Here is a 22509-nt window from a genome sequence, read left to right on the forward strand (position 1 = left end):
CCGCCGGAGCGGGGCGCGGGGGGCGCCCCGCTCCGGGGGCTTCGCCGACGTGGTTCGACATCGGAGGCTCGTCCTACTCGATGATGGACTCGAGCTGCGTCTGGATCTTGTCGAGTTCGGTCTTGGCGTCGCCGCCCTCGTTCCAGAAGGTGCCGAGGTTGTCGTTGAACGCCGCCTGCATCTCCTCCCACTCGGGGATGAAGGGGGCGCGGAAGATGAACTCGGAGGACTCGCCGAACGCGGCCATGTTCAGGCCCTCGGGAGCCCACGCGGGCTTGAGGAACGCGTCGGACTGCTGCACCTGGATGTTGGCGGGCACGTCCTGGGCCTTGTCGATGATGACCGTCTGGGCCTCGGTGTCGGTGAGGAAGTCGATCGCCTCGAAGGCCTTCTGCGGGTTGTCGCTGTCGCGGGTGATGGACAGGCCGGAACCGAAGGCGGAGACCGCCTGCTCCTGGCCGCCCCACAGCGGCGCGATGCCCCAGTTGATGTCGGACTCGAGGAGTCCGCCGATGCCCCAGAAGCCGGTGGCGTTCATCGCGACGGTGCCCGCGGCGAAGGCGGGGTCGCCGCCCATGTCCGGGCCCATGTCCGCGTACTCGGCCGCGGTCGGGGCGTAGTGGTACTTGTACTGCAGGTCGTTGGCCCACTGGAGCGCGTCGACGACCTCAGGGGAGTTGACCGTGGGCTTGCCGCTGTCGTCGATGATCTGCCCGCCGTTCTGGTAGGCGAAGCTCCACCACTGGGCCCACCAGCCGGCGCCGGAGAAGCCCCACTGCTCGCCGGGGACGGTCAGCTTCTCCATGGCGGCCTGGGCGTCCTGCTGGGTCCACTCGGCCGTCGGGTACTCGACGCCGGCGGCGTCGAAGAGGTCCTTGTTGTAGTAGAGGATCATCGCGCCGGAGCGGTCGGGGATCGCGTAGGTCTCGTCCTCGTAGGTGTAGAGCGAGCCGACGGGGCCGAAGCGCTCCTCCATGTCGAGGCCGGCGTCGTCGATGTACTCGTCGAGCGGCAGGAGCTGGCTCTTGGAGGAGTACGAGTTGACGTTCTCGGCGACCTGCATGATGTCGGGGCCGTCGCCGCCGGCGATCATCGTCTGGACCTTCTGGGCGTACTGGTCCGAGGGGATGAGCTGGAGATCGATCTTGGTGTCGGGGTTCTCGGCCTCGAAGAGGTCGATGCGGGCCTGGTAGGTCTCCTTGTCGAGGTCGCCGCCCCAGACGACCATCTTCAGGGGGCCGTCGTCGCCGGAGTCGCCGCCGCCGCACGCGGCGAGGGCCGTCGCACCGATCAGCACCGTCGCACCGAGAGCGGCGCCTCTGCGCCACAAAGCCTTGTCCACCATGTCTTCCGCCTCCTTGCGGTCGGGGGGTTCGGACGCCGGCGGGCCGCCGGCGCGAGTTAAGACAAGGCAAAATCTAACCCATAGATAAAGGGTTGGATAGATCCGCCTGATAACGATTTCGACGCGATGAACATGGGATGACAGGCGGACACTGGCAGCCGGGGCCGCCATAAGCTAGCATTCCTATCGTTTTACTAGACTTCCATTTCGGGCGGCATTATGGTGTGATGCACGCCTGTGAGTCGTTCCCCCCGAATACCGCGAAAGAGCCTGCTATGCCCCAGAGAGAACCCCGCCGAGGCCTGCGAACCAGCGCCCTCGCCGCCGTCACCGCCGTCCTCGCCCTCACCCTCACCGCGTGCGGCGGCGACGGGTCCGGCGACCCGACCGGGGCCGGCTTCGAGGACTGCGCCACCGAGCCCACCACCTGCAACTCCGGCCCCCGCAAGGAAGGCGGCGACCTCGTCTGGGCCGTGGGCGGCAAGTGGGAGGCCTGGGGCCAGGCCGACATCTACGGCTCCAGCCTGTCCACCTCGGTCATCAACCAGCCGCTGCGCCCCACCGTCTTCACCTACGACCAGGCCGGCGAGATCCACTACAACGACGGCATCTACTCGGCCGCGCCCGAACTCCTCGCCGAAGCGCCGATGACCGTGGCCTACCACCTCAAGCCCGAGGCCACCTGGGGCGACGGCACGCCCATCGGCCTCGACGACTTCATCTGGCACTGGAAGGCCACCTCCACCGACGAGGCCCAGTGCGCCGGCTGCACCCCCGCTACCGACTACGGCTCCAACGTGGCCTCGATCGAGCAGGGCGAGGACAACACCATCGTCGTGACCTACAAGGACGGCTACCTCGACGCCGAGTGGTTCGCCGCGCAGGTCATCACCCACCCCGCGCACATCGCCGAGGCCCGCGGCCACGCCGACTGGCGCACCGACCCGGCCGTCATGGCCGCGTCCATCGCCGACTTCTCCGAGAACCCGCCGCTCGACTACAGCGCCGGACCGTTCAAGATGGTCGAAGGCGTGCTCGGCGACTACGCCAAGTACGTGCCGAACCCCGAATGGACCGGATCGCAGCAGTCGACGCTGGACTCCTTGACGCTCAAGTACATCGAAGGCGCCGACGCGATGGCCACCGAGCTGCGCCAGGGCACCATCGACGGCGCCGCGCCCTCCAGCTTCGACCCCGAGATCCTCGACCAGCTCGCCGACGACCCGGAGCTGAAGTTCAGCGTCGCGCCGCAGTCCGGCTGGTCCCACATCGACGCGAACTTCGACAACCCGTTCCTCGCGGCCGAACCGCTGCGCCGGGCGATCTTCACCGCGATCGACGCGGACGAGATGAACGCCCGCGCCTACGGCACCGCCTACGAGGACACCGAGACGATGTCCAACGTGCTCTTCCGCCCCGACTCGGAGTACTGGACCGACCAGATCGGCGACTCCGGCCTCGGCTCGGGCGACCAGGACGCGGCCCGCGCGATCCTCGAGGACGCCGGGTACACCTGGGACGGCGACGCGCTCCTCACCCCTGAGGGCCAGCCGGTGTCCCTGCGCTTCCGCACCGGCATCGAAGGCGAGGCCTTCACGCCGATCATCCAGGACCTCGTCATCACCTACCTCGGCGACCTGGGCATCGACCTCACCACCGACCCGATCCCGGCCGGCGAGCTCAACACGGTCCTCGAAGAGCGCGACTGGGACCTGATCCTGTTCTCCTGGATCGAGACCCCGCTGTTCGCGTCCTCCGCCGCCGACTACTGGGGCGAGGGCAACCACACCGGGTTCCAGAACGACGAAGTGGACGCCGTCATCGCCGAACTCGCGACCACCCTCGACCGCGACCGCGCGGCCGAGCTCAACAACCGGGCCGCGCAGATCTCCCTCGACCAGTCGGTGCAGCTGCCGCTGGCGTGGACGCCGCAACTGGTCATGGTCAACAAGGACGTCGTGAACGTGCGCGACAACTGGGCGACCACCATGCGTGTCTTCTACAACGTGGGCGAGTGGGGCTTCCTCGGAGAGGAATAGGAAGCACAGCCTCGGAGAGGAATAGGAAGCACAGTTTGGACGAGAGCGCCGACAAGTAAGTCAAACGAAAGGGCCGGGCGCAGCAGGACCGCGCCCGGCCCTTTCGCCTCAGCCGGGCCGCCGACTCGAACCTGCGACCATCGGATTAGAAGACCGATGCGGCACCAATCGCGCCCCGCTCCATTCGCCTCGCCTAGGCTCGGATCCATGAGCGAAGCGGCTGAGGTCAAGTCCGAGAGCGTGATCACGGTGATCATCGCCGCGCTGATGAACCTCTGCATCGCGCTGGCGAAGCTCGTGGCCGGGGTCGTGGGCGGTTCGGCCGCGATGGTCTCGGAGGCCGCGCACTCCGCGGCCGACACCGTCACGCAGGTCATGCTGTACATCGCCTTGCGCAACAGCGTGAAGCCGGCCGACGCCGCGCACCCGTTCGGGTACGGCAGCACCGCCTACCTTTGGGCGGCGCTCGCGGCCGCGTTCACGTTCGTGGCCGGCGGCCTGTTCTCCATCACGCACGGCTTCCACTCGCTGCACGGCGGCGCCGAGCGCGACTATCTCATCTCCTATGTGGTCCTTGCGATCTCGTTCGTGCTCGAAGGCGTCTCGTTCATTCGGACCATCGTGCAGGTTCGGCGCGAGTCGCGGTACTGGGGCGTCCACCCGATCCGGTTCCTGCGGCGGACGCCCGACACGAGCGTGAAGGCGGTGTTCCTGGAGGACTTCGCCGCACTCATCGGCCTGCTGCTGGCCGCCGGCGGCCTGGCGCTCACCCAGGCCACCGGCGACCCGGTGTACGACGGCACCGCCTCGATCCTCATCGGCGTGCTGCTGCTCGTGATCGCGGTGCTGCTGGGCCACGCGAACATCTCGCTGCTCATCGGCAAGAGCCTGCCGCCGCGCTTCGTCGACGCCGTGCGGACCGAACTCGAAGCGGGCGATGACATCGCGGCCGTCCAGGAGCTCCTGACCCTCCAGCTCGGACCCGCCTCGGTGATGGTCGCCGCGAAGATCGACTTCCGCGACAACGCCACCGGCGAGGCCATCGAGCGCACCTGCCGCGACCTCGAGGCGCAGCTGCGCGAACGCTTCCCGATGGTCGCGTACGTCTTCCTGAGCCCCTGGGGCGAAGCCGAAGAGGTCACCCGCTGATGGCCGCCTGGGCCTGGGCGATGAGGTCGCGCATGTCGTTCTGCCAGGCGAAGGTCGCGTCCTCGACCTCGAGGTAGTAGTGGAGCTGCGCCTGCTGCCAGGCGTCCACCGCGGCCGCGCGGTACCCGGATTCGTCGCCGCATTCGGCGAAGTCGACCGCCAGCGCCCGCTCGAAGTCGAGCCAGCCCTGCGGGTCGTCGGGGTCGGGAACGTCGCCGGGCGGGTCGGGCCAGTTGGTGCCCGCGTCCGGGTAGGAGTTGAGCGCGTACTCGCCGTCGCCCGCCGCGGAGAGGTAGGAGTGGACGAACAACTGTCCTTCGTAGAACTCCCAGCCCTCGTGGCCGCGCCCTTCGAGGCAGTCGAGGAGGTCGCCCTCGGCGTCGGCGGTGCCCTCGGTGTAGCGGTCGGTCATCGCGGACCAGTCGCCGTTCGGCGGCTCGGGCCGCAGGTCGGCGGCGGTCCAGCCCTCGTCCATGCCGTCGAGCGTGCTCTGGCCGTAGACCGCTTCGAGCATCTGGAGCTCGCAGCCGCCGGGCGGGGGCGTCATCTGCCCGTCGGACTGGCCTTCGCGTTGGGAGCGTTCGATCCCGGCGAGGTCGGGGTGCATGTACTCGGCCCAGGCCTGGCCGCCGTAGGCGACGTACCAGGCGAACTGGTCCTCTTCAGGCTGGGTGAAGAACTCCGGCAGCTCGTCGTCGTCCTGGCCGTTGAAGACGATCGTCGTCCAGCCCATGTCCGCCTGGAACTCGGACCATTCGGCGTCGAGTTCGTCGCCGCCTTCGACGGTCTCGTACCCGTCGATGCTGGTCCACTGCCAGAAGCCGCGCCGCTGCGCGTCCTCGACGGTCGGCAGGAACCAGTCGTAGGGCGAATGGTCCATGAAGGACTCCCGCTCCTGGGCGAGGGCGGCCTCGAGCTCGAAGGGGTCGTGGAGGTCGAATCCCTGCGCCTCCAGGCAGGTCTGCACGATGCGGGACTCGGCCTCGTCGAGTTCTTCGGTGAGGCGGCGGCTCTCGTTGAAGGTGTCGGTGAGCTGCCGCTCGTACTCGCCGTAGTCGAGGTACTCGTCTTCGGGCTCCCCGGCGAACCAGGAGCAGCCCGAGGCGGTGCAGAGCACGGCCAGGCCGATGACGGCGGTCTTCGTTCGCGGCACGGCGACCTTCCTTCTCCCGGGGGCTTCGCCGCACAGACGCCCCGAGGGCCCGCGCCGGTTGCCTGTGCCGGAATGGAAAAGGGCCGCCGGGAAGCCCCGGCGGCCGCTCTTCATTCAGGTCTTAGGCCAGTTCGGACAGGGCCTTCTGCCAGGCGCCCTGGTCGCGGGCCTCGCCGGGCATGTTCATCTCGGCGAAGCGGACGACGCCCTGCTTGTCGATGACGAAGGTGCCGCGGTTCGCCATGCCCTTCTCGTCGTTGAAGACGCCGTAGGCCTGGGCGACCTCGCCGTGCGGCCAGAAGTCGGAGAGCAGCGGGAACTCGAAGCCCTCGCGCTGCGCCCAGACCTTGTGGGCGAACGGGGAGTCGATGGAGACGCTGAGGACCTGCACGTCGTCGCTCTGGTAGGCGTCGAGGTTGTCGCGGATGCCGCACAGCTCGCCCTCGCACACGCCGGTGAACGCGAACGGGTAGAACACGAGCAGGACGTTCTTCTCGCCGAGGAAGTCGGCGAGGCTGACCTCTTGGTTGTTCTGGTCCTTCAGGGTGAAGCCGGGGGCCTTGGTTCCGGGTTCGATCGGCATGCGCGCTCCTCGCGGTGCGGCCCTCGGCGGAGGGCCTTCAGTGGTCTCTGACGCGGTGAACGTTATCGCCAGGCGTCCGCGCCGGCCACCGGACCCGCCGGAAGCGGGCCCGCGCGACATTCCGGGGTGTCAGCGGCGGGCGACGACCATGCGGGAGGCGACCCAGTCCGGGGAGGCGTTGAGGGTCTTCGTCGACTTGAGGCCGGCGAGGGTCGTGGACTCCTCGATGTCGGCGGGCTCGATGTGGCCGGGGCGACCGGCCTTGGGGGTGAGGAGCCAGACCACGCCGTCGTCGGCGAGGGGGTCGCGGGCGTCGAGGAGGAGGTCGACCAGGTCGCCGTCCTCTTCGCGGCACCACAGGAGCACCGCGCCCACGATCTCGTCGGAGTCCTCGTCGAGGAGTTCGCCGACCGCCTCGATGACGGCGCTGCGCAGGGCGGCGTCGACATCGGTGTCGAAGCCGATCTCCATGACGGACTCGACGCCGTCGAGTCCCAGTCGCTGCACCACGCTCGATGAGTCCACCGGGCTGCTCGGAGCGTTCACTTCGTCCCCTCCATAGGTCGGGCTGCCAGAGCGTCCCGCTCTGCTCTGCACAGCATATGAAGTAGACCATATGAGCCGTGGCATATCCAGCGCTCGCGCGGGCGGGGGAAAAGAGGTGCGGCGGGCCGGTTCGCAAAGCCGCCGAGGGGGTTCGTGCGGACACGTTCACATGGCGGTGATCTCGCTTTCCGGGACGCGATTCGCGGCGTTGCAGGTGAGCGCGTTTCATGGTCGCGGGGAGTGTGGGCGCCGTCGCATCAAGGCGGGTGGGTCGACGATGCTCGCGGTAGATTCAAGGGAGGATGGTAGAAAACGATGACACTCTGCTGCCTGAAGAGCAACCCTGCAAAGCCGCAGTCTTAGAACGAGGGATCGCCCGTGACCACGGAACAGAACCGGCCGCCCATCAGTGACGGATTGCCGACCCAAGTACCGGACACTGACCCTGGGGAGACCAGCGAGTGGCTGGAATCCCTGGACGGCCTCCTCGACGGCGGCGGGCGCACCCGTGCCCGCTACGTCATGCAGCGGCTGCTCGAGCACGCCCGCAAGCGCCAGATCGGCGTTCCGGCGTCCACGAGCACCGACTATGTGAACACCATTCCGGTGGAAGCCGAGCCGCACTACCCCGGCGACGAGGCCGTCGAGCACCGCATCCGGTCGTTCGTGCGCTGGAACGCGGCGATGACCGTGCACCGCGCGCAGCGACCCGGCATCGGCGTGGGCGGCCACATCTCGACGTACGCCTCCGCGGCGAACCTGTACGAGGTCGGCTACAACCACTTCTTCCGCGGCCGCGACCACGAGGGCGGCGGCGACCAGATCTTCTTCCAGGGCCACGCCTCCCCCGGCATGTACGCCCGCTCCTTTGTGGAAGGCCGACTGACCGAGGACGACCTCGACGGCTTCCGCCAGGAGGTCTCGCGCCCCCAGGGCGGCCTGCCCTCCTACCCCCACCCGCGCCTCATGCCGGACTACTGGCAGTTCCCGACCGTGTCGATGGGCCTGGGCCCGATCAACGCGATCTACCAGGCGCTGTTCAACCGCTACATGGACGACCGCGGCATCAAGGACACCAAGAAGCAGCAGGTCTGGGCGTTCCTCGGCGACGGCGAGATGGACGAGGTCGAATCGCGCGGCGCGCTCCAGTTCGCCGCGGGCGCCGAGCTCGACAACCTCACGTTCGTCGTCAACTGCAACCTGCAGCGCCTCGACGGCCCGGTGCGCGGCAACGGCAAGATCGTGCAGGAGCTCGAGTCGTACTTCCGCGGCGCGGGCTGGAACGTCATCAAGGTCATGTGGGGCCGCGAGTGGGACCCGCTGCTCGCCGCGGACGCCGACGGCGCGCTGGTGAACCTCATGAACACCACCCCCGACGGCGACTTCCAGACGTTCAAGGCCGAGTCGGGCGCGTTCATCCGGGAGCACTTCTTCGGCCGCGACACGCGCACGAAGGCGCTCGCGCAGCCGCTCTCGGACGACGACATCTGGAACCTGCGCCGCGGCGGCCACGACGACCGCAAGATCTACGCCGCGTACAAGGCCGCGATGGAGCACGAGGGGCAGCCCACCGTGATCCTCGCGCACACCGTCAAGGGCTACAAGCTGGGCTCGACCTTCGAGGGCCGCAACGCGACCCACCAGATGAAGAAGCTCTCGCTCGACGACCTCAAGGGCTTCCGCGACGCCCTCGAGATGCCGATCAGCGACGCGCAGCTCGAGGCCAACCCGTACCTGCCGCCGTACGTCAAGCCCGAGGCCGGTTCGGCCGAGGACGAGTACCTGCAGGCCCGCCGGGCCGCCCTGGGCGGTTCGATCCCCAAGCGCCGCAACACGGTCATCCCGCTGAGCCTGCCGGGCGAGGAGGCGTACAAGTCGACCAGGCGCGGTTCGGGCAAGCAGAAGGCCGCCACGACGATGGCCCTCGTGCGCCTGCTCAAGGACCTCATGCGGGACAAGGAGACCGGCAAGCGCTGGGTGCCGATCATCCCCGACGAGGCGCGCACGTTCGGCATGGACGCGATGTTCCCGACGGCGAAGATCTGGTCGACGCACGGCCAGCAGTACCTGTCGGTGGACCGCGACCTGTTCCTCTCCTACAAGGAGTCGCAGCAGGGCCAGCTCATGCACGTGGGCATCAACGAGGCCGGTTCGATGGCCGCGTTCACCGCCGCGGGCAGCTCGGGCGACACGCTCGGCGAGCCGATGATCCCGTTCTACATCTTCTACTCGATGTTCGGGTTCCAGCGGACCGCGGACGCGATCTGGGCCGCCACGGACCAGCTCGCGAACGGCTTCCTCATCGGCGCCACCGCTGGCCGCACCACGCTCAACGGCGAGGGCCTGCAGCACGAGGACGGCCACTCGCTGCTCCTCGCGCACACCAACCCGGCGGTCGTCTCGTACGACCCCGCGTACGGCTACGAGATCGGGCACATCGTCCAGGACGGCCTGCGCCGCATGTACGGCGAAGGCGAGCACGTCTTCTACTACATGACCGTGTACAACGAGCCGATCGTGCAGCCGGCCGAGCCGGAGAACGTGGACGTCGAGGGCATCCTCCGGGGCATCCACAAGGTCCACGCCGCCGCGGGCTCGGGCCCCCGAGTACAGCTCCTGACCTCGGGTTCGGGCATGTCCTGGGCCGTCAAGGCCGCCCAGCTGCTCGAAGCGGACTGGGGCGTGGCCGCCGACATCTGGTCGGTCACCTCCTGGACCGAGCTGAGCCGCGACGGGATCGAGGCCGACCGCCACAACCTCCGCCACCCGGAGGCCGAGAAGCGGATCCCGTACGTCACCTCGAAGCTCTCGGGCGCCGAGGGGCCGTTCGTGGCCGTCAGCGACTACATGCGGGCCGTCCCGGACCTCATCAGCCGCTGGGTGCCGGGCGACTACACCTCCCTGGGCACGGACGGCTTCGGCCACTCCGACACCCGCGGGGCCCTGCGCCGCCACTTCAACGTCGACGGCGAGTCGATCACCGTGGCCGCCCTCCAGCAGCTCGCCGCCCGCGGCGAGGTCAAGCCGGAGCTGGCCGCCCAGGCGGCCGCCAAGTACCAGATCACCGACCCGACCGCCGCCGAAGCCGGCGAGGCGGGCGGCGACTCCTAGTACGCGCCTACGACGAAGGGCCGCAAGCGGATCGCTTGCGGCCCTTCGTCATGCCGTGGCACCGGACGGGTCCGGCCCGCGGCTGAGGAGTCCGGAGGCCTAGGCCTCGGCCTCCTCCTTCTCGATCTCGGCGCGAACCGCGTCCATGTCGAGTTCCTTCACCTTGCCGATGATCTCCTCGAGCGCGGCCGGCGGCAGCGCGCCGGGCTGGCTGTAGAGGAGGATGCCGTCGCGGAACGCCATGAGCGTCGGGATCGACTGGATCCCCGCCTCGCCCGAGAGCTCCGGCTGGTCCTCGGTGTCGATCTTCCCGAAGACGACGTCAGGGTGCTTCTCGCTCGACGCCTCGAACGTGGGCGCGAACATCTTGCACGGGCCGCACCAGTCGGCCCACCAGTCCACCAGCACGATCTCGTTGCCGGTGACGGTCTCCTCGAAGTTGTCCTTGGTCAGTGCAACCGTGGCCATGGGGCCGCCTCTCTGTCGTGGCTTCTGTGGTGCTCTTCCGCGCAACAGTAGTGGCGGCCGAGGTATTCCGACAGACGGCCATGCGCGGCGCGCGCCACGTCTGGCAGGCTATAGGGCATGGATCTGGCCACGACCATTCAGAACATCGAACGCTCCTCGTCGGCGTTGACGACCCAGTCGCTCACCCGGATGGACGAACGCCTCCCCTGGTTCCGCGACCTCCCCGCCGAGCAGCGCTCCATGGTCACCCTGGTGGCCCAAGCCGGCGTGCGGCAGTTCCTCGAATGGCTGCGCAACGGCGGCGAGGACCTGGGCACCTCCGACATGGTCTTCGAGGCCGCCCCCGTCGAGCTCGCCCGCGCCATCAGCCTCCAGCACACCGTCGCCCTCATCCAGGTCGTCATCGACGTGGTCGAGGAGCAGGTGCCCGCGCTCGCCGCCGACGGCGAGACCGACCAGCTCCGCGAGTCGGTGCTGCGCTTCAGCCGCGAGATCGCGTTCGCCTCCGCACGCGTGTACGCCCGCGCCGCCGAGACGCGCGGCGCCTGGGACGCCCGCCTCCAGGCGATGCTCGTCGACGCGCTCCTGCGCGGCGACAACTCCGACGAGCTCATCTCCCGGGCCGCCGCCCTCGGCTGGTCCGAGACGCAGACGATCACCGTCGTCTGCGGCGCCACCCCCGGCGGCGAGGCCACCCTCGTGCTCCACTCCGTCCAGCGCGCCGCCCGGCGCCTCGGGCTCGACATCCTCGCCGGCGTCCACGGCGCCCGCCTCGTGCTCCTCCTCGGTGGCGTCAAAGAGCCCGTCGAGATCGTCGAGAAGCTCACCGGGCAGTTCGGCGACGGCCCGATCGTGGTGGGCCCCACCGTGACCGGCCTCGCGGACGCCTCCACGTCCGCGCTCGCGGCCGTCGCCGGCCACCGGGCCGCCCCGGCCTGGCCGGACGCGCCCCGGCCCGTCACGGCCACCCAGCTCCTCCCGGAGCGGGCCATCGCGGGCGACGAGGAGGCCCGCCGGGGCCTGCGCGAGAGCGTCTACCTGACGCTGCGCCGCGCGGGCGGCGAGCTGTTGGAGACCATGGACGCGTTCATCGCCTCCGGCGGCGTCCTCGAGGGCACCGCCCGCGAGCTGTACGTCCACCCCAACACGGTCCGCTACCGCCTCCGCCGCATCCAGGAGGTGACCGGTTTCTCCCCCACCGAACCGCATGAGGCCTTCGTCCTCCGTGTGGGGTTGACCATAGGACGCCTGGAGAACGCTTCGGGCACCCGGCGTTCTCGCAGTTGACAACGAGTGTTGTAGATTCCCTACAAGAACCGAACGGGCTTTCAGTCTCCCGACTGCTCCCGTATCACCTGTTGTCGATGCGAAAGTCTTAGTGTGCTTGCCATTCTCGCTCCCGGGCAGGGCTCGCAGAAGCCCGGGTTCCTGACGCCGTGGATCGAAGACCCCTCCGCCGAGGCGCGCCTCCGCGAGTGGTCCGAGATCATCGACCTCGACCTCGTCCGACTCGGCACGACCGCCGAGCAGGACGAGATCACCGACACCGCCAACACCCAGCCGCTCCTCGTGGCCGCCGGGCTGCTGGCCGCCGAGCGGCTGCTCACCGGCGACCTCGCCGAGGCCGACCTCGTCGTCGCCGGGCACTCCGTCGGCGAGCTGACCGCGCTCGCGATCGCCGGGGTCCTCACCCCCGAGGCCGCCGTCCGCCTCGCCGCCGTCCGCGGCCGCGAGATGGCCGCCGCCTGCAACATCGAGCCGACCACGATGGCCGCCGTCCTCGGCGGCGTCGAAGAGGACGTGCTCACCGCGATCGAATCGGCCGGGGCCTGGCCCGCGAACCGCAACGGCGCCGGGCAGATCGTCGCCGCCGGACCGGTCGCCGCCATCGAGAAGCTGACCCAGAACCCGCCGGAGAAGGCGCGGATCATCCCGCTCAAGGTCGCCGGGGCGTTCCACACCCCGCACATGGCTCCGGCGCAGGAAGCGCTCGAGGCCGTGGCCGCCGAGATCGCGACCGCCGACCCGGTCCGGACGCTCCTGTCCAACCGCGACGGCAAGGCCGTGGCCTCGGGCAAGACCGCCTTGCAGCAGATCGTGGCACAGGTCACCTCACCGGTCAGGTGGGACGCCTGCATGAGTACGCTTGGAGAACTGGGCGTCACGGCGGTCATCGAGCTGCCGCCTGCAGGGACGCTCACCGGACTGGCCAAGCGGGCACTCAAGGGCGTGGAGCGTGTCAACGTGAACACCCCCGAGGACCTGGCTGCCGCCACCGGACTCGCGAAGAATGAAGGAGCCGAGTGAGCGTCAACGGATCGCGCGTCGTCAGCGTCGGGCACTACCAGCCGGAGAAGATCCTCACCAACGCCGACCTCGCCGAGATGGTCGACACCAACGACGAGTGGATCGTCTCTCGTGTCGGCATCAAGGAGCGCCGCATCGCCGCCGACGGCCAGAAGGTCGCCGACCTCGCGATCGAGGCCGCCCGCAACGCCATGGAGAACGGCGGCTTCACCGCCGCCGACATCGACATGGTCATCGTCGCCACCGTCTCGGCGAAGGACCTGTGCCCGAACACCGCCTGCCGCGTCTCCGACGCGCTCGGCATCGGCGCGCCGGCCGCCATCGACATCAACACCGCCTGCTCGGGCTTCGAGTACGCGCTGGCCCAGGCCGACATGGCCATCCGGGTCGGCAGTGCCAAGCGCGCCATCGTGATCGGCGCCGAATGCCTCAGCGCGGTCACCGACTGGGAGGACCGCTCCTCGTGCGTCCTCTTCGGCGACGGCGCGGGCGCTGTCGTGGTCGAGGGCACCGACGACCCGGAGCTGGCCATCAGCCCGGTCCTGTGGGGCTCCGAGCCGGCGATGAGCGACGTCATCCGCATCGAGGAGGACGTGCCGTTCATCAAGCAGGCCGGCCAGACCGTGTTCCGCTGGGCCACCACCCAGCTCGCGCCGCTCATCGAGCAGGTCGCCGAGCGGGCGGGCCTCAAGATCAGCGAGCTCGCGGCCTTCGTGCCGCACCAGGCGAACCTGCGGATCATCCAGGGCATCGCCAAGCGCCTCGACTTCAGCGACGACTGCGTCATCGCCGAGGACATCGTCTACTCCGGCAACACGTCGGCGGCATCGGTGCCGCTGGCCCTGTCGAAGTTGGTACAAAGTGGCAAGGTGGCCTCCGGCGCCCCGATCCTCCTGTTCGGATTCGGCGGCGGACTCACCTACGCCGGGCAAGTCATCCGCTGCCCGTAATTATCGAGAGGAAATAACTCATGGCTCATTCTCGTGACGAGATCCGCGAAGGCCTGTCCGACATTCTCGAAGAGGTCGCGGGCGTCAACCCCGACGATGTCGCCGACGGCAAGTCGTTCACCGACGACCTGGACGTCGACTCGCTCGCCATGGTCGAGGTCGTCGTCGCCGCTGAAGAGAAGTTCGGTGTGAAGATCCCCGATGACGAGGTCGCCAACCTGAAGACCGTCGGCGACGCCGTCTCCTACATCGAAAAGGGCTAAATGTGACTGAGGTAGTCGTGACCGGGCTCGGCGCGACCACGCCCCTCGGCGGGGACGTGGCGTCGACCTGGGAAGCGCTCGTGGCCGGTCGGTCGGGCGTGCACCTGCTCGAGCACGAGTGGGCGCAGGAACTCCCCTGCCGTATCGCCGCCGAGCTGGCGGTGGAGCCGTCCGAGGTCCTGCCTCGGGTGCGGCTGCGCCGTCTGGACCGCTCCGAGCAGATCGCGCTGGTCGCGGCTCAGCAGGCGTGGGACGACGCGGGGCTGAGCGACGACCTCGACAAGGAACGCCTGGGCGTCGTCTTCGGTTCCGGCATCGGCGGGGCGCTGACGCTCCTCGCCCAGGACGACATCCTGGAGGAGAGCGGCGCCCGCAAGGTCTCGCCGTTCACCGTGCCCATGCTCATGCCCAACGGTCCCGCCGCAGTAGTCGGCCTGGAATTCGGCGCCCAAGCCGGCGTGCACGCCCCCACCAGCGCGTGCGCCACCTCGGCCGAGGCGATCTCCTGGGCCGCCGACATGATCCGCGTCGGCCGTGCCGACGTGGTCGTGGCGGGCGGCGCGGAGGCGGTCATCGGCGGCCTGCCGATGGCCGGGTTCTCCTCGATGAAGGCCATGTCGACCCGCAACGACGACCCGACGCACGCCTCCCGGCCCTGGGACCGCGACCGCGACGGGTTCGTCATGGGCGAAGGCTCCGGCGCGCTCATCCTGGAGCGCCGCGACCACGCCGAGGCGCGCGGGGCGAAGATCTACGCCGTCGTGGCGGGCTCCGGGCTGACCTCCGACGGGTACGACATCGTCCAGCCCGACCCGGAGTGCCGGGGCGGCGGCCGGGCGATGGCGGCGGCCATCAAGCAGGCCGGCATCGACCCGAAGGAGATCGGCCACGTCAACGCCCATGCGACGTCCACTCCGGTCGGCGACATGGCGGAGGTCAAGGGCATCAAGCGCGTCGTGGGCGACCACGTGGTGCTGACCGCGACCAAGTCCATGACCGGGCACCTGCTCGGCGGCGCGGGCGCGGTCGAGTCGATCGCGGCGATCCTGGCGATCGTCGAAGGGGTCATCCCTCCGACGATCAACCTCGACAACCCCGACCCGGGCCTGGACCTGGACGTCGCGGCGAACGAGGCGCGCAAGGTCGAGCTGAACGCCGCGCTCAACACGGCCTTCGGCTTCGGCGGCCACAACGCCGCGCTCTTGTTCACGAAGGCGTAGCCGGAGTGAACCGGCTGCACCGGACGAAGGCGTAGCAGCAGTAGTAACCTGAAGGGCCCCAACGCTTTCGGGTTGGGGCCCTTCAGCGCGTCTGCGGGAGTCCGGTTTCGGGCGTGTCCGGGGGCGACGCGTGTGCCTGCGGGCCTTGGGTCTCGGGCGTGTCCGGGAGCGTCTCGGAGCGCCTACCACAAAACAGACATAAGAGGGACCCGGCCTCCGCGAGCTGGCGAGCCGTAACTTTGGTCAGCGCAGAAATCCTCCCGGGGTACGACATTCCCCGAACTTGATCCTTCCTCGGGATGACCCAGGTCGGTACCGCGGACGGGAGCTTTCGGCGGCGGTCGCGAATACCGTGAATCGAGCCCGTTTTCCATAGACTCGAACCGGAAGCCAGTGCACACCCGCCACGATCCGAAGGAGACCGTCGTGTCCACCGCGACCCCTCTCGCCACGACCGGCCCGCCCGGCCCGCCCGTCTCGATCAGCAAGGGCGAGCGCTCGCTCGCCCCCGACATCGCGCGCGGCGGGATGCTCCTGTTCATCGCGCTCGCCAACGTACCGATCCACCTGTGGGGCATGGGCGTCGACGCCTACGGCCACAACACGGGCCAGTCGGGCGCCGACCACGTCGCGCTGTTCATCGAGCAGCTCGTCATCGCCGAGCGTTCGCGGCCGATGTTCGCCGTCCTCTACGGCTTCGGGATCGCCATCATGGCCTCGCGCATGTTCGCGCGAGGCATGGACGCCAAGGGCGTCCGCAGGATCATCCGCCGCCGCTCTTCGTGGCTGCTCCTGTTCGGATTCATCCACGCGGTCTTCCTCTTCTGGGGCGACATCCTCGCCCCCTACGGCGCGACGGGCCTGATCGCCCTCGCGTTCGTGCACCTCTCCGACAAGGCGCTCAAGCGGTGGCTGTGGGGTTCCATCGCGTATGTCGTGCTCATCGGCAACGTGCTCATGGCATTCCTCTTCACCTCCGGGGGCGGCGGCGGGGCGCCCGAGGTCGAACTCCCGCCGTACCTCGCCCAGATGGTGCTCGGCGCGGTCGTCTCGCCGGTGGGCGTCCTCGGCCTCGTCATCAGCGGCTCGTTCTTCCCGCTCGTCATCGCGGGCATGATGCTCCACCGCGCCGGCTGGATCGAGCACCCTGAGGCGCATCTGCCGCAATTGAAGCGGGTCTTCGCCTCCGGCATGGCCGTGAACGTCCTCAGCTCGCTTCCCGTGGCGCTCATCGCCCTCGGCGCCTGGGAGCCCGCGCACGGCCTCTGGGTCGCCTCGGTCTACCTGACACTGCTCGGCGGCCTCTACGCCGGGATCGGCTACATCTGCGGCTTCGCGCTCCTCGCCCACAAGCTCCGCGGCTACGGCCGCCGAGGCGTCCCCGGGGCCCTCGCCGCGGTCGGCGAGCGCTCGCTCACGAGCTACCTGCTCCAGTCGTTCATCATGGCGCCGCTGCTCACCGCCTGGGGCCTCGGCCTCGGCGAAGACCTCGGCTACCTCGGGGCGTTCGGCGTCGCGTTCGGCACCTGGCTGGCGACGGTGGCCGTCGCGGTCGCGCTCGACAAGGCCGGGAAGCGCGGCCCGTTCGAGGTCCTGCTGCGCCGCCTCACCTACGGCCCCAAGCGGAGCTAGAAGCCTCCCCGTCCACTGGGGCTCCACCTCGTTCGCGGTGGAGCCCTTTCACCTCCGTGGCGCTCGGGTCGTGCTGGCGGTACCCGCTTTCGGGGGACTGCACTACTGCGCCGCTCCCCCGTTTTCCCTACCGTGAGAACCGAACCCAGACGACCCTCCCGATAGGAACCTCCGTGACCCGCACCCTTGAAGTCGGCGCCGCACCGCCGACGCCGATCGCCAAGTCCGAGCGCTCGCTCGCGCCGGACATCGCGCGCGGCTTCATGCTCCTGTTCATCGCCCTCGCCAACGTCCCGGTCCACTTGTGGGGCATGCGCCTCGACGACTACGGCCACAACACCGGGCAGTCGGCCGCCGACCACATCGCCTACTTCGTGGAGCAACTGCTCATCGCCGAGCGCTCGCGGCCGATGTTCGCCGTCCTCTACGGCTTCGGCATCGCCGTCATGGCCACGCGCATGTTCGCGCGCGGCACGGACGTGAAAGGCGTCCGCAAGGTCCTGCGCCGCCGCTCCTGGTGGCTCCTCGCGTTCGGCTTCCTCCACTCCACCTTCCTGTTCTACGGCGACATCCTCGCCCCGTACGGCGCGATGGGCCTGATCGCCCTGTTCTTCGTGCACCTCTCCGACAAGTCGCTCAAGCGGTGGCTGTGGGGCTCGATCGCGTACGTCGCGCTCGTCGGCAACGTGATCATGGCGTACCTCTTCACGACCAACGGCCAGCCGCCGGAGATCGACCTCCCGCCGTACCTCGCCCAGGTCGTCTTCGGCGCGATCGCCTCGCCCACGAACGCCATCGGCGTCGCGGCCACCGGCATGTTCGTGCCGCTCATCATCGCGGGCATGATGCTGCACCGCGCCGGCTGGGTCGAGCACCCCGAGGCGCACCTGCCGCAGCTCAAAAAGCTCTTCATCTCCGGCATGATCGTGAACGTCCTCAGCTCGCTTCCCGTGGCGCTCATCGCCCTCGGCGCCTGGGAGCCCGCGAAGGGGCTGTGGGCCGCCGCGGTCTACCTGACGCTGCTCGGCGGCATGTACGCCGGGCTCGGCTACATCTGCGGCTTCGCGCTCCTCGCGCACAAACTGCGCGGTTACGGCCGCCGCGGCATCCCCGGGGCCCTCGCCGCGGTCGGCGAGCGCTCGCTCACCAGCTACCTGCTGCAGTCATTCGTCATGGCGCCGCTCCTGACCGCGTGGGGCTTCGGCCTCGGCGAAGACCTCGGCTACCTCGGGGCCTTCGGCGTCGCGTTCGGCACCTGGCTGGCGACGGTGGCCGTCGCGGTCGCGCTCGACAAGGCCGGGAAGCGCGGCCCGTTCGAGGTCCTGCTGCGCCGCCTCACCTACGGCCCCAAGCGGGCCTGATCGAGACTCCCCCGCGTCGCATTGCCGACGCGGGGGTTCCGCCCGTTCCGGGCGGCGTGCCACAATACGCGCGTGCAAGTGAGGCAGACTCCGTTCCGACTGCTGCGGGCCGCCGTGTTCGCAGCGGTCTCGGCGTCCGCCTCGCTCCTGCTGCACCTGTGGAGCGGCGGGCACGCGCCCGGCCCGCTCCAGTTCGCCGCCGCCGCGTTCCTGCTCTTCGCCGCCGCTTACGCGGTCGGCGGACGCCAGCGCGGCTTCCTCGCCCTCGCTCCACTGTGCTTCGCGGCCCAGTACGGGCTGCACGAGTTCTTCGAGCTCGGTGCCACTGCCACTGCGGGCCATGCGGACGCCGCGGGCGCGGGCATGTGGCTGGTGCACATCGCGGCGGCGCTGGCGCAGGCGTCGTGGCTGGCGCGCGGCGATGCCGCGTTCGCGAGGCTGCTCGACGCGTTGACGCTGTTCGTCGCGCGCGTGATCCGGATGGTCGGCGCGGGCGTGCTCGTGGTGATCCGGCCGCGCCGGTTCGTGCTGCGGGCGCAGGCGCCGCGTCCGGTCCCGGCGGTGCGCACGCAGATCTCCCATCGCGGTCCGCCGCGGTTCGTTTTCTCCTGAGTCCTTTTGTCCCCCAGCGCCTTCGGCGCTGACTCCTGCCCGGGGAGCGGTGTGCTCGCGGGCTGCTCAGAAAGCGAACCATGTCGAATAGACCCAAGTTTTGGGCTGCCCTGCGGCAGCCGCTGCTTCGGCTGCATTTCTACGCCGGGGTGCTCATCGCCCCGTTCCTGCTGGTCTCGGCCGTGACCGGGCTGGCTTACGCGCTCTCCTATCCGGTGGAGGACGCGCTGTACTCGGACCTGCGCACCGTCGATGTCGGTGAGGAGCGGTTGAGCCTCGCCGACCAGGTCGACGCCGTGACTGCGGCGCATCCGGACTGGCCCGTGACGGCGGTGCGGCCGGCCGCCGAGGCGGACGCCTCGACCGGGGTGCTCGTCGACGACGGTGTCGACCGCGAGTCGGGCGCGGTCGCCGTCGTCTACGTCGATCCTTACACCGGGGAGGTGCTGGGCGAGTCGACCTCGTACGGGTCCTCGCAGGCCGGGCCGGTGCGCGAGTGGATCTCGACGCTGCACCGGAGCCTGCATCTCGGCGACCCGGGCCGCCTGTACAGCGAGCTCGCGGCGAGCTGGCTGTGGGTGGTGGCGCTGGGCGGCCTGGTCCTGTGGGTCTCCCGGAAGCGCCGGAGCCTGCTCGTGCCGCGGCCGTCCGGTGCGGGCCGGTCGCGGACGCTCGCCTGGCACGGCCCGGTCGGCTTCTGGCTGGTCGCGGTGCTCTTGTTCCTGTCCGTGACCGGGTTGACCTGGTCGAAGTACGCGGGCGAGCGCGTCACGGAGCTGCGCCAGGCCTTGGACTGGACGACGCCGTCGGTCACGGTCGACGCGGGCGGCGACCACAGCGGTCACGGCGGGCACGAGTCCTCGGCGACCGCTTCGCCGTTCGCGGTCACGCTGCTCGACAGCGTCCACGAGACCGCGCTCGACGCGGACATGAACGGCCCCTTGCAGATCACGCTGCCCTCAGGTTCGGGCACGCAGTACCTGGTGGCGGAGACGCGCCGGTCGCTGCCGGTGGAGCAGGACCAGTTGGTCGTTGACACCGCTTCGGGCGCACCGGAAGTGGTCGAAGAGTCGCGGTTCGCGGAGTGGCCGTTCATGGCGCAGGTGACGAACGTGTTCATCGCCGCGCACATGGGCCTGCTGTTCGGGCTGGCGAATCAGTTGCTGCTGGCGGCGGTGATGATCGCGCTGGTGTGCGTGATCGTGTGGGGTTATCGGATGTGGTGGCAGCGGCGCCCACTGCGCAGTCAGCGCGCGCTCGTGGGGCGGCCGTATCCGCGCGGGTCGCTGCGGCGGCTGCCGTGGCCGGCCGTGGCGGTGATCGTGGCGGTCGCGGCCGGGGTCGGCTGGTGCTTCCCGCTGCTGGGGATCTCGCTGGCGGCGTTCGTCGTGGTCGATGTGCTCGTCGGTGTGTGGCAGCGGTTCCGCAAGCCGCCCAGGGAACACCAGGGCGAGCCGCAGCTGTCGCGCCGCACCGCTCTCGCGGGGGCGACGATCTCGGCGGCGGTCGGTGCGGGCGTGGGGATGGCGATCGCGTCGTCGCAGTCGGACGGCGGTGAGGCTGCCGCCGAGGCGCCGGGCGTGGAGCCGTTCTTCGGAGACCGGCAGGGCGGTATCGAGACGCCCGCGCAGCAGCACGCGCTGTTCGCGTCGTTCACGTTGTCGGACACCGAACTCGGGACCGGCGAGGCCCTCGACGCCGCCGCGATCGCCGCGAACCTGCGAACCCTGTTGCAGGACTGGTCGGCGGCCGCCGCGGCGCTCGCCGCCGGTGAGGCGCCGCCGAAGGCCGCGATCGACGGCGACGACCAGTTCGACGCGGAGGCCGTCTCGGCGGGCCTGGATCCGGCGCGGCTCACGGTGACGTTCGGGCTCGGCCCGGGCGCGTTCGCGAAGGCCGGGCTGGAGGCGGCGCAGCCGTCGAAGCTGGTGGAGCTGCCCGAGTTCGCGGGCGACAAGCTGAACCCGGCCTGGTCGGGCGGGGACCTGCTCGTGCAGATCTGCGGCGACGACCAGCAGGTGGTGAGCGGCGCGTTCCTGGAGCTGCGGAAGCGGGCGGTCGCCGCCGCGAAGCTCGGCTGGGTGCAGCAGGGCTTCTCGTCACGGCCTTCCGACGGCGGCACGCCGCGGAACCTCATGGGGTTCAAGGACGGCAGCGCGAACCCGGAGACCGGCTCAGCGGAGTTCGACGCGCGGGTGTGGGCGGTCGACGGGGAGCCGTCGTGGTTCGAGGGCGGCACGTACCTGGTGTTCCGCAAGATCCGGATGCGGCTGCCGGACTGGTCGATGCTCTCGGCGGAGGACCAGAACCTGACGTTCGGGCGCGAGCGCGATTCAGGGGTGCCGCTGAGCGGCGGCGGCGAGTTCGACCACCCGGACTTCGAGGTCCTCGACGCGTCGGGGCTGCCCGCCGTCCCGGCGGACGCGCACATCGCGGTCGTGCACGACGCGCCGATGGTGCGGCGCGGCTACAACTACGACTACGGGTTCCTGACGCAAGGGGACGTGAGCTCGGACGAGGCCGAGGACGGCCATCTGGACGGCCACATGCACGCCGCGCACCCCTATGACGCGGGGCTGCTGTTCGTGTCGTTCCAGGCCGATCCGCAGGCGTTCATCGACGCGCAGGAGAAGATGGCGGCCTCGGACCGGTTGAGCGAGTTCATCACCGCCGAGGGCAGCGCGGTGTTCGTGCTCCCGCCGGGCGCGCCCGAGGGCGGTTACGTCGGGCAGGGCCTGTTCGGAGCCTGATGGTGATGGCGGCGGTGCGGGCCGCTCGCAGGAGCGGCCCGCACCCTCGTCTACTGCTGCCAGCGCCGGCCGGTGAGGAGTTCGTAGGCCTCGATGTAGCGGGCGAGGGTCGCGTCGATGACGGCTTGCGGGAGTTCGGGCGCTTCAGCGTCGTCGGGGGTCCAGCCGGTGGACTTGGCCCAGTCGCGCACGTACTGCTTGTCGAAGGACGGCTGGGTCTGGCCGGGCTTCCAGGCGGCGGCGTCCCAGAAGCGGGAGGAGTCGGAGGTGAGCACTTCGTCGGCGAGGCGGAGGGTGCCGTCCGCGTCGATCCCGAACTCGAGTTTCGTGTCGGCGATGATGATGCCCTTGGCGAGGGCGATCTCGGCGCCGCGGCGGTAGACCTCGAGGGTGAGGTCACGGACGCGGGCGGCGAGGTCGGCGCCGACGAGTTCGGCGGTCTCCTCGTAGGTCATGGGAAGGTCGTGGTCGCCGACGTTTCCCTTGGTGGTCGGGGTGTAGATCGGGGCGGGCAGGCGCGAGCCGTCGACGAGGCCTTCGGGGAGGGCGATCCCGCAGACGGTGCCGGACTTGTCGTACTCGGCGAGGCCGGAGCCGGTGAGGTAGCCGCGCACGACCGCTTCGACCTTGACCATCTCGAGGCGCTTCACGCGCACGGCACGGCCGGCGAACTCGGCGGGCACGTCCTCGGCAGAGATCACGTGGTTGGGGACGATGTCGGCGAGCTGCTCGAACCACCACAGGCTCAAGGCGGTCAGGAGCGCGCCCTTGCCGGGGACGGGGGTCGGCAGGACCACGTCGTAGACGCTGACGCGGTCGGAGGCGACGAGGACGAGGTCGCCGCCGTCGGCGTACACGTCGCGCACTTTGCCCTGGTGAATGAGTTCCACGGTTGCTCCCCTACTCGACTGCTCCCATTAGACCAGCGGGAACGTCATCCTACGTTTCTCCGACGCGGCCGCTGTGCGGAGCGACACCTGCCGTCCGGCGCGTGCGCGGCGTAGGCTGGGCCGGTGACTT

General features: G+C 69.7%; 17 protein-coding genes and 1 pseudogene. 12 read left to right on the top strand and 6 right to left on the bottom strand.

All coding sequences use genetic code 11. From position 1 onward, the window contains the following. Positions 1 to 73: 73 nt before the first annotated feature. Positions 74 to 1345, bottom strand: coding sequence for an ABC transporter substrate-binding protein (locus O2L01_RS24110; protein ID WP_270124601.1), 1272 nt, complete (start codon positions 1343 to 1345; stop codon positions 74 to 76). A 275-nt stretch (positions 1346 to 1620) separates the two neighbouring features. On the opposite strand from O2L01_RS24110, the gene O2L01_RS24115 reads away from it, so the two are divergent. Next, entirely contained in the window at positions 1621 to 3384 is a 1764-nt protein-coding gene (locus O2L01_RS24115) for an ABC transporter substrate-binding protein (protein ID WP_270124603.1), read from the top strand. Between the two features lie 207 nt (positions 3385 to 3591). After that, entirely contained in the window at positions 3592 to 4533 is a 942-nt protein-coding gene (locus O2L01_RS24120) for a cation diffusion facilitator family transporter (protein ID WP_270124604.1), read from the top strand. Here O2L01_RS24120 and O2L01_RS24125 read toward each other — a convergent pair. The 3 genes from O2L01_RS24125 to O2L01_RS24135 form a co-directional block, all read right to left on the bottom strand. Then, positions 4523 to 5686, bottom strand: coding sequence for a hypothetical protein (locus tag O2L01_RS24125; RefSeq protein ID WP_270124605.1), 1164 nt, complete (start codon positions 5684 to 5686; stop codon positions 4523 to 4525). The two genes, O2L01_RS24120 and O2L01_RS24125, sit on opposite strands and share 11 nt — an antisense overlap. A 121-nt stretch (positions 5687 to 5807) precedes the next feature. Next, positions 5808 to 6269 carry a peroxiredoxin gene (locus O2L01_RS24130; protein WP_270124606.1) on the bottom strand — a complete coding sequence of 154 codons (462 nt, stop codon included), beginning with the start codon at positions 6267 to 6269 and terminating at the stop codon, positions 5808 to 5810. Positions 6270 to 6398: 129 nt separating this feature from the next. Continuing rightward, on the bottom strand, positions 6399 to 6815 hold the full coding sequence (locus O2L01_RS24135) for a DUF3052 domain-containing protein (RefSeq protein WP_270124607.1): 417 nt from the start codon (positions 6813 to 6815) through the stop codon (positions 6399 to 6401). Positions 6816 to 7193: 378 nt separating this feature from the next. Between O2L01_RS24135 and aceE the strand changes: the two genes are divergently transcribed. Continuing rightward, a complete protein-coding gene (gene aceE, locus O2L01_RS24140; RefSeq protein ID WP_270124608.1) occupies positions 7194 to 9926 on the top strand; it encodes a pyruvate dehydrogenase (acetyl-transferring), homodimeric type in 2733 nt (910 codons plus the stop codon). A 99-nt stretch (positions 9927 to 10025) separates the two neighbouring features. On the opposite strand, the gene trxA is transcribed toward aceE, so the two are convergent. After that, the gene (trxA, locus tag O2L01_RS24145; protein WP_270124609.1) at positions 10026 to 10394 is read right to left on the bottom strand and encodes a thioredoxin; all 369 of its coding nucleotides are present in this window, start codon (positions 10392 to 10394) and stop codon (positions 10026 to 10028) included. A gap of 117 nt (positions 10395 to 10511) precedes the next feature. Here trxA and O2L01_RS24150 point away from each other — a divergent pair, with 117 nt between their 5' ends. From O2L01_RS24150 to O2L01_RS24190, 9 genes and pseudogenes are all read left to right on the top strand, one after another. Then, positions 10512 to 11681 carry a PucR family transcriptional regulator gene (locus tag O2L01_RS24150; RefSeq protein ID WP_270124610.1) on the top strand — a complete coding sequence of 390 codons (1170 nt, stop codon included), beginning with the start codon at positions 10512 to 10514 and terminating at the stop codon, positions 11679 to 11681. Between the two features lie 93 nt (positions 11682 to 11774). Further along, positions 11775 to 12692: pseudogene (locus tag O2L01_RS24155) on the top strand (ACP S-malonyltransferase); the annotation flags it as partial. Between the two features lie 5 nt (positions 12693 to 12697). Further along, positions 12698 to 13651 carry a beta-ketoacyl-ACP synthase III gene (locus tag O2L01_RS24160; protein WP_270124612.1) on the top strand — a complete coding sequence of 318 codons (954 nt, stop codon included), beginning with the start codon at positions 12698 to 12700 and terminating at the stop codon, positions 13649 to 13651. Between the two features lie 20 nt (positions 13652 to 13671). Then, on the top strand, positions 13672 to 13914 hold the full coding sequence (locus O2L01_RS24165; protein WP_270124613.1) for an acyl carrier protein: 243 nt from the start codon (positions 13672 to 13674) through the stop codon (positions 13912 to 13914). A 2-nt stretch (positions 13915 to 13916) separates the two neighbouring features. Next, positions 13917 to 15134 carry a beta-ketoacyl-ACP synthase II gene (fabF, locus tag O2L01_RS24170; protein ID WP_270124614.1) on the top strand — a complete coding sequence of 406 codons (1218 nt, stop codon included), beginning with the start codon at positions 13917 to 13919 and terminating at the stop codon, positions 15132 to 15134. Positions 15135 to 15560: 426 nt separating this feature from the next. After that, complete coding sequence (locus O2L01_RS24175) at positions 15561 to 16766, top strand: DUF418 domain-containing protein (RefSeq protein WP_270124615.1); 1206 nt, start codon at positions 15561 to 15563, stop codon at positions 16764 to 16766. Positions 16767 to 16939: 173 nt separating this feature from the next. After that, positions 16940 to 18127 carry a DUF418 domain-containing protein gene (locus O2L01_RS24180; protein ID WP_270124617.1) on the top strand — a complete coding sequence of 396 codons (1188 nt, stop codon included), beginning with the start codon at positions 16940 to 16942 and terminating at the stop codon, positions 18125 to 18127. A gap of 72 nt (positions 18128 to 18199) precedes the next feature. Then, positions 18200 to 18739 carry a hypothetical protein gene (locus O2L01_RS24185; protein ID WP_270124618.1) on the top strand — a complete coding sequence of 180 codons (540 nt, stop codon included), beginning with the start codon at positions 18200 to 18202 and terminating at the stop codon, positions 18737 to 18739. Positions 18740 to 18819: 80 nt separating this feature from the next. Further along, entirely contained in the window at positions 18820 to 21489 is a 2670-nt protein-coding gene (locus O2L01_RS24190) for a Dyp-type peroxidase (protein WP_270124619.1), read from the top strand. A gap of 50 nt (positions 21490 to 21539) precedes the next feature. Here O2L01_RS24190 and O2L01_RS24195 read toward each other — a convergent pair whose 3' ends face one another. Next, on the bottom strand, positions 21540 to 22379 hold the full coding sequence (locus O2L01_RS24195; RefSeq protein WP_270124620.1) for a phosphoribosylaminoimidazolesuccinocarboxamide synthase: 840 nt from the start codon (positions 22377 to 22379) through the stop codon (positions 21540 to 21542). Between the last annotated feature and the right edge of the window lie 130 nt (positions 22380 to 22509).

This window comes from Glycomyces lechevalierae (assembly GCF_027622945.1).
Classification (GTDB): domain Bacteria; phylum Actinomycetota; class Actinomycetes; order Mycobacteriales; family Micromonosporaceae; genus Glycomyces; species Glycomyces rutgersensis.

Bases quoted from the DNA above. Each gene is read 5' to 3' on its own strand.
- O2L01_RS24110 (WP_270124601.1), bottom strand. From the start codon at position 1,345: ATGGTGGACAAGGCTTTGTGGCGCAGAGGCGCCGCTCTCGGTGCGACG.
- O2L01_RS24115 (WP_270124603.1), top strand. From the start codon at position 1,621: ATGCCCCAGAGAGAACCCCGCCGAGGCCTGCGAACCAGCGCCCTCGCC.
- O2L01_RS24120 (WP_270124604.1), top strand. From the start codon at position 3,592: ATGAGCGAAGCGGCTGAGGTCAAGTCCGAGAGCGTGATCACGGTGATC.
- O2L01_RS24130 (WP_270124606.1), bottom strand. From the start codon at position 6,269: ATGCCGATCGAACCCGGAACCAAGGCCCCCGGCTTCACCCTGAAGGAC.
- trxA (WP_270124609.1), bottom strand. From the start codon at position 10,394: ATGGCCACGGTTGCACTGACCAAGGACAACTTCGAGGAGACCGTCACC.
- O2L01_RS24150 (WP_270124610.1), top strand. From the start codon at position 10,512: ATGGATCTGGCCACGACCATTCAGAACATCGAACGCTCCTCGTCGGCG.
- O2L01_RS24165 (WP_270124613.1), top strand. From the start codon at position 13,672: ATGGCTCATTCTCGTGACGAGATCCGCGAAGGCCTGTCCGACATTCTC.
- O2L01_RS24190 (WP_270124619.1), top strand. From the start codon at position 18,820: ATGTCGAATAGACCCAAGTTTTGGGCTGCCCTGCGGCAGCCGCTGCTT.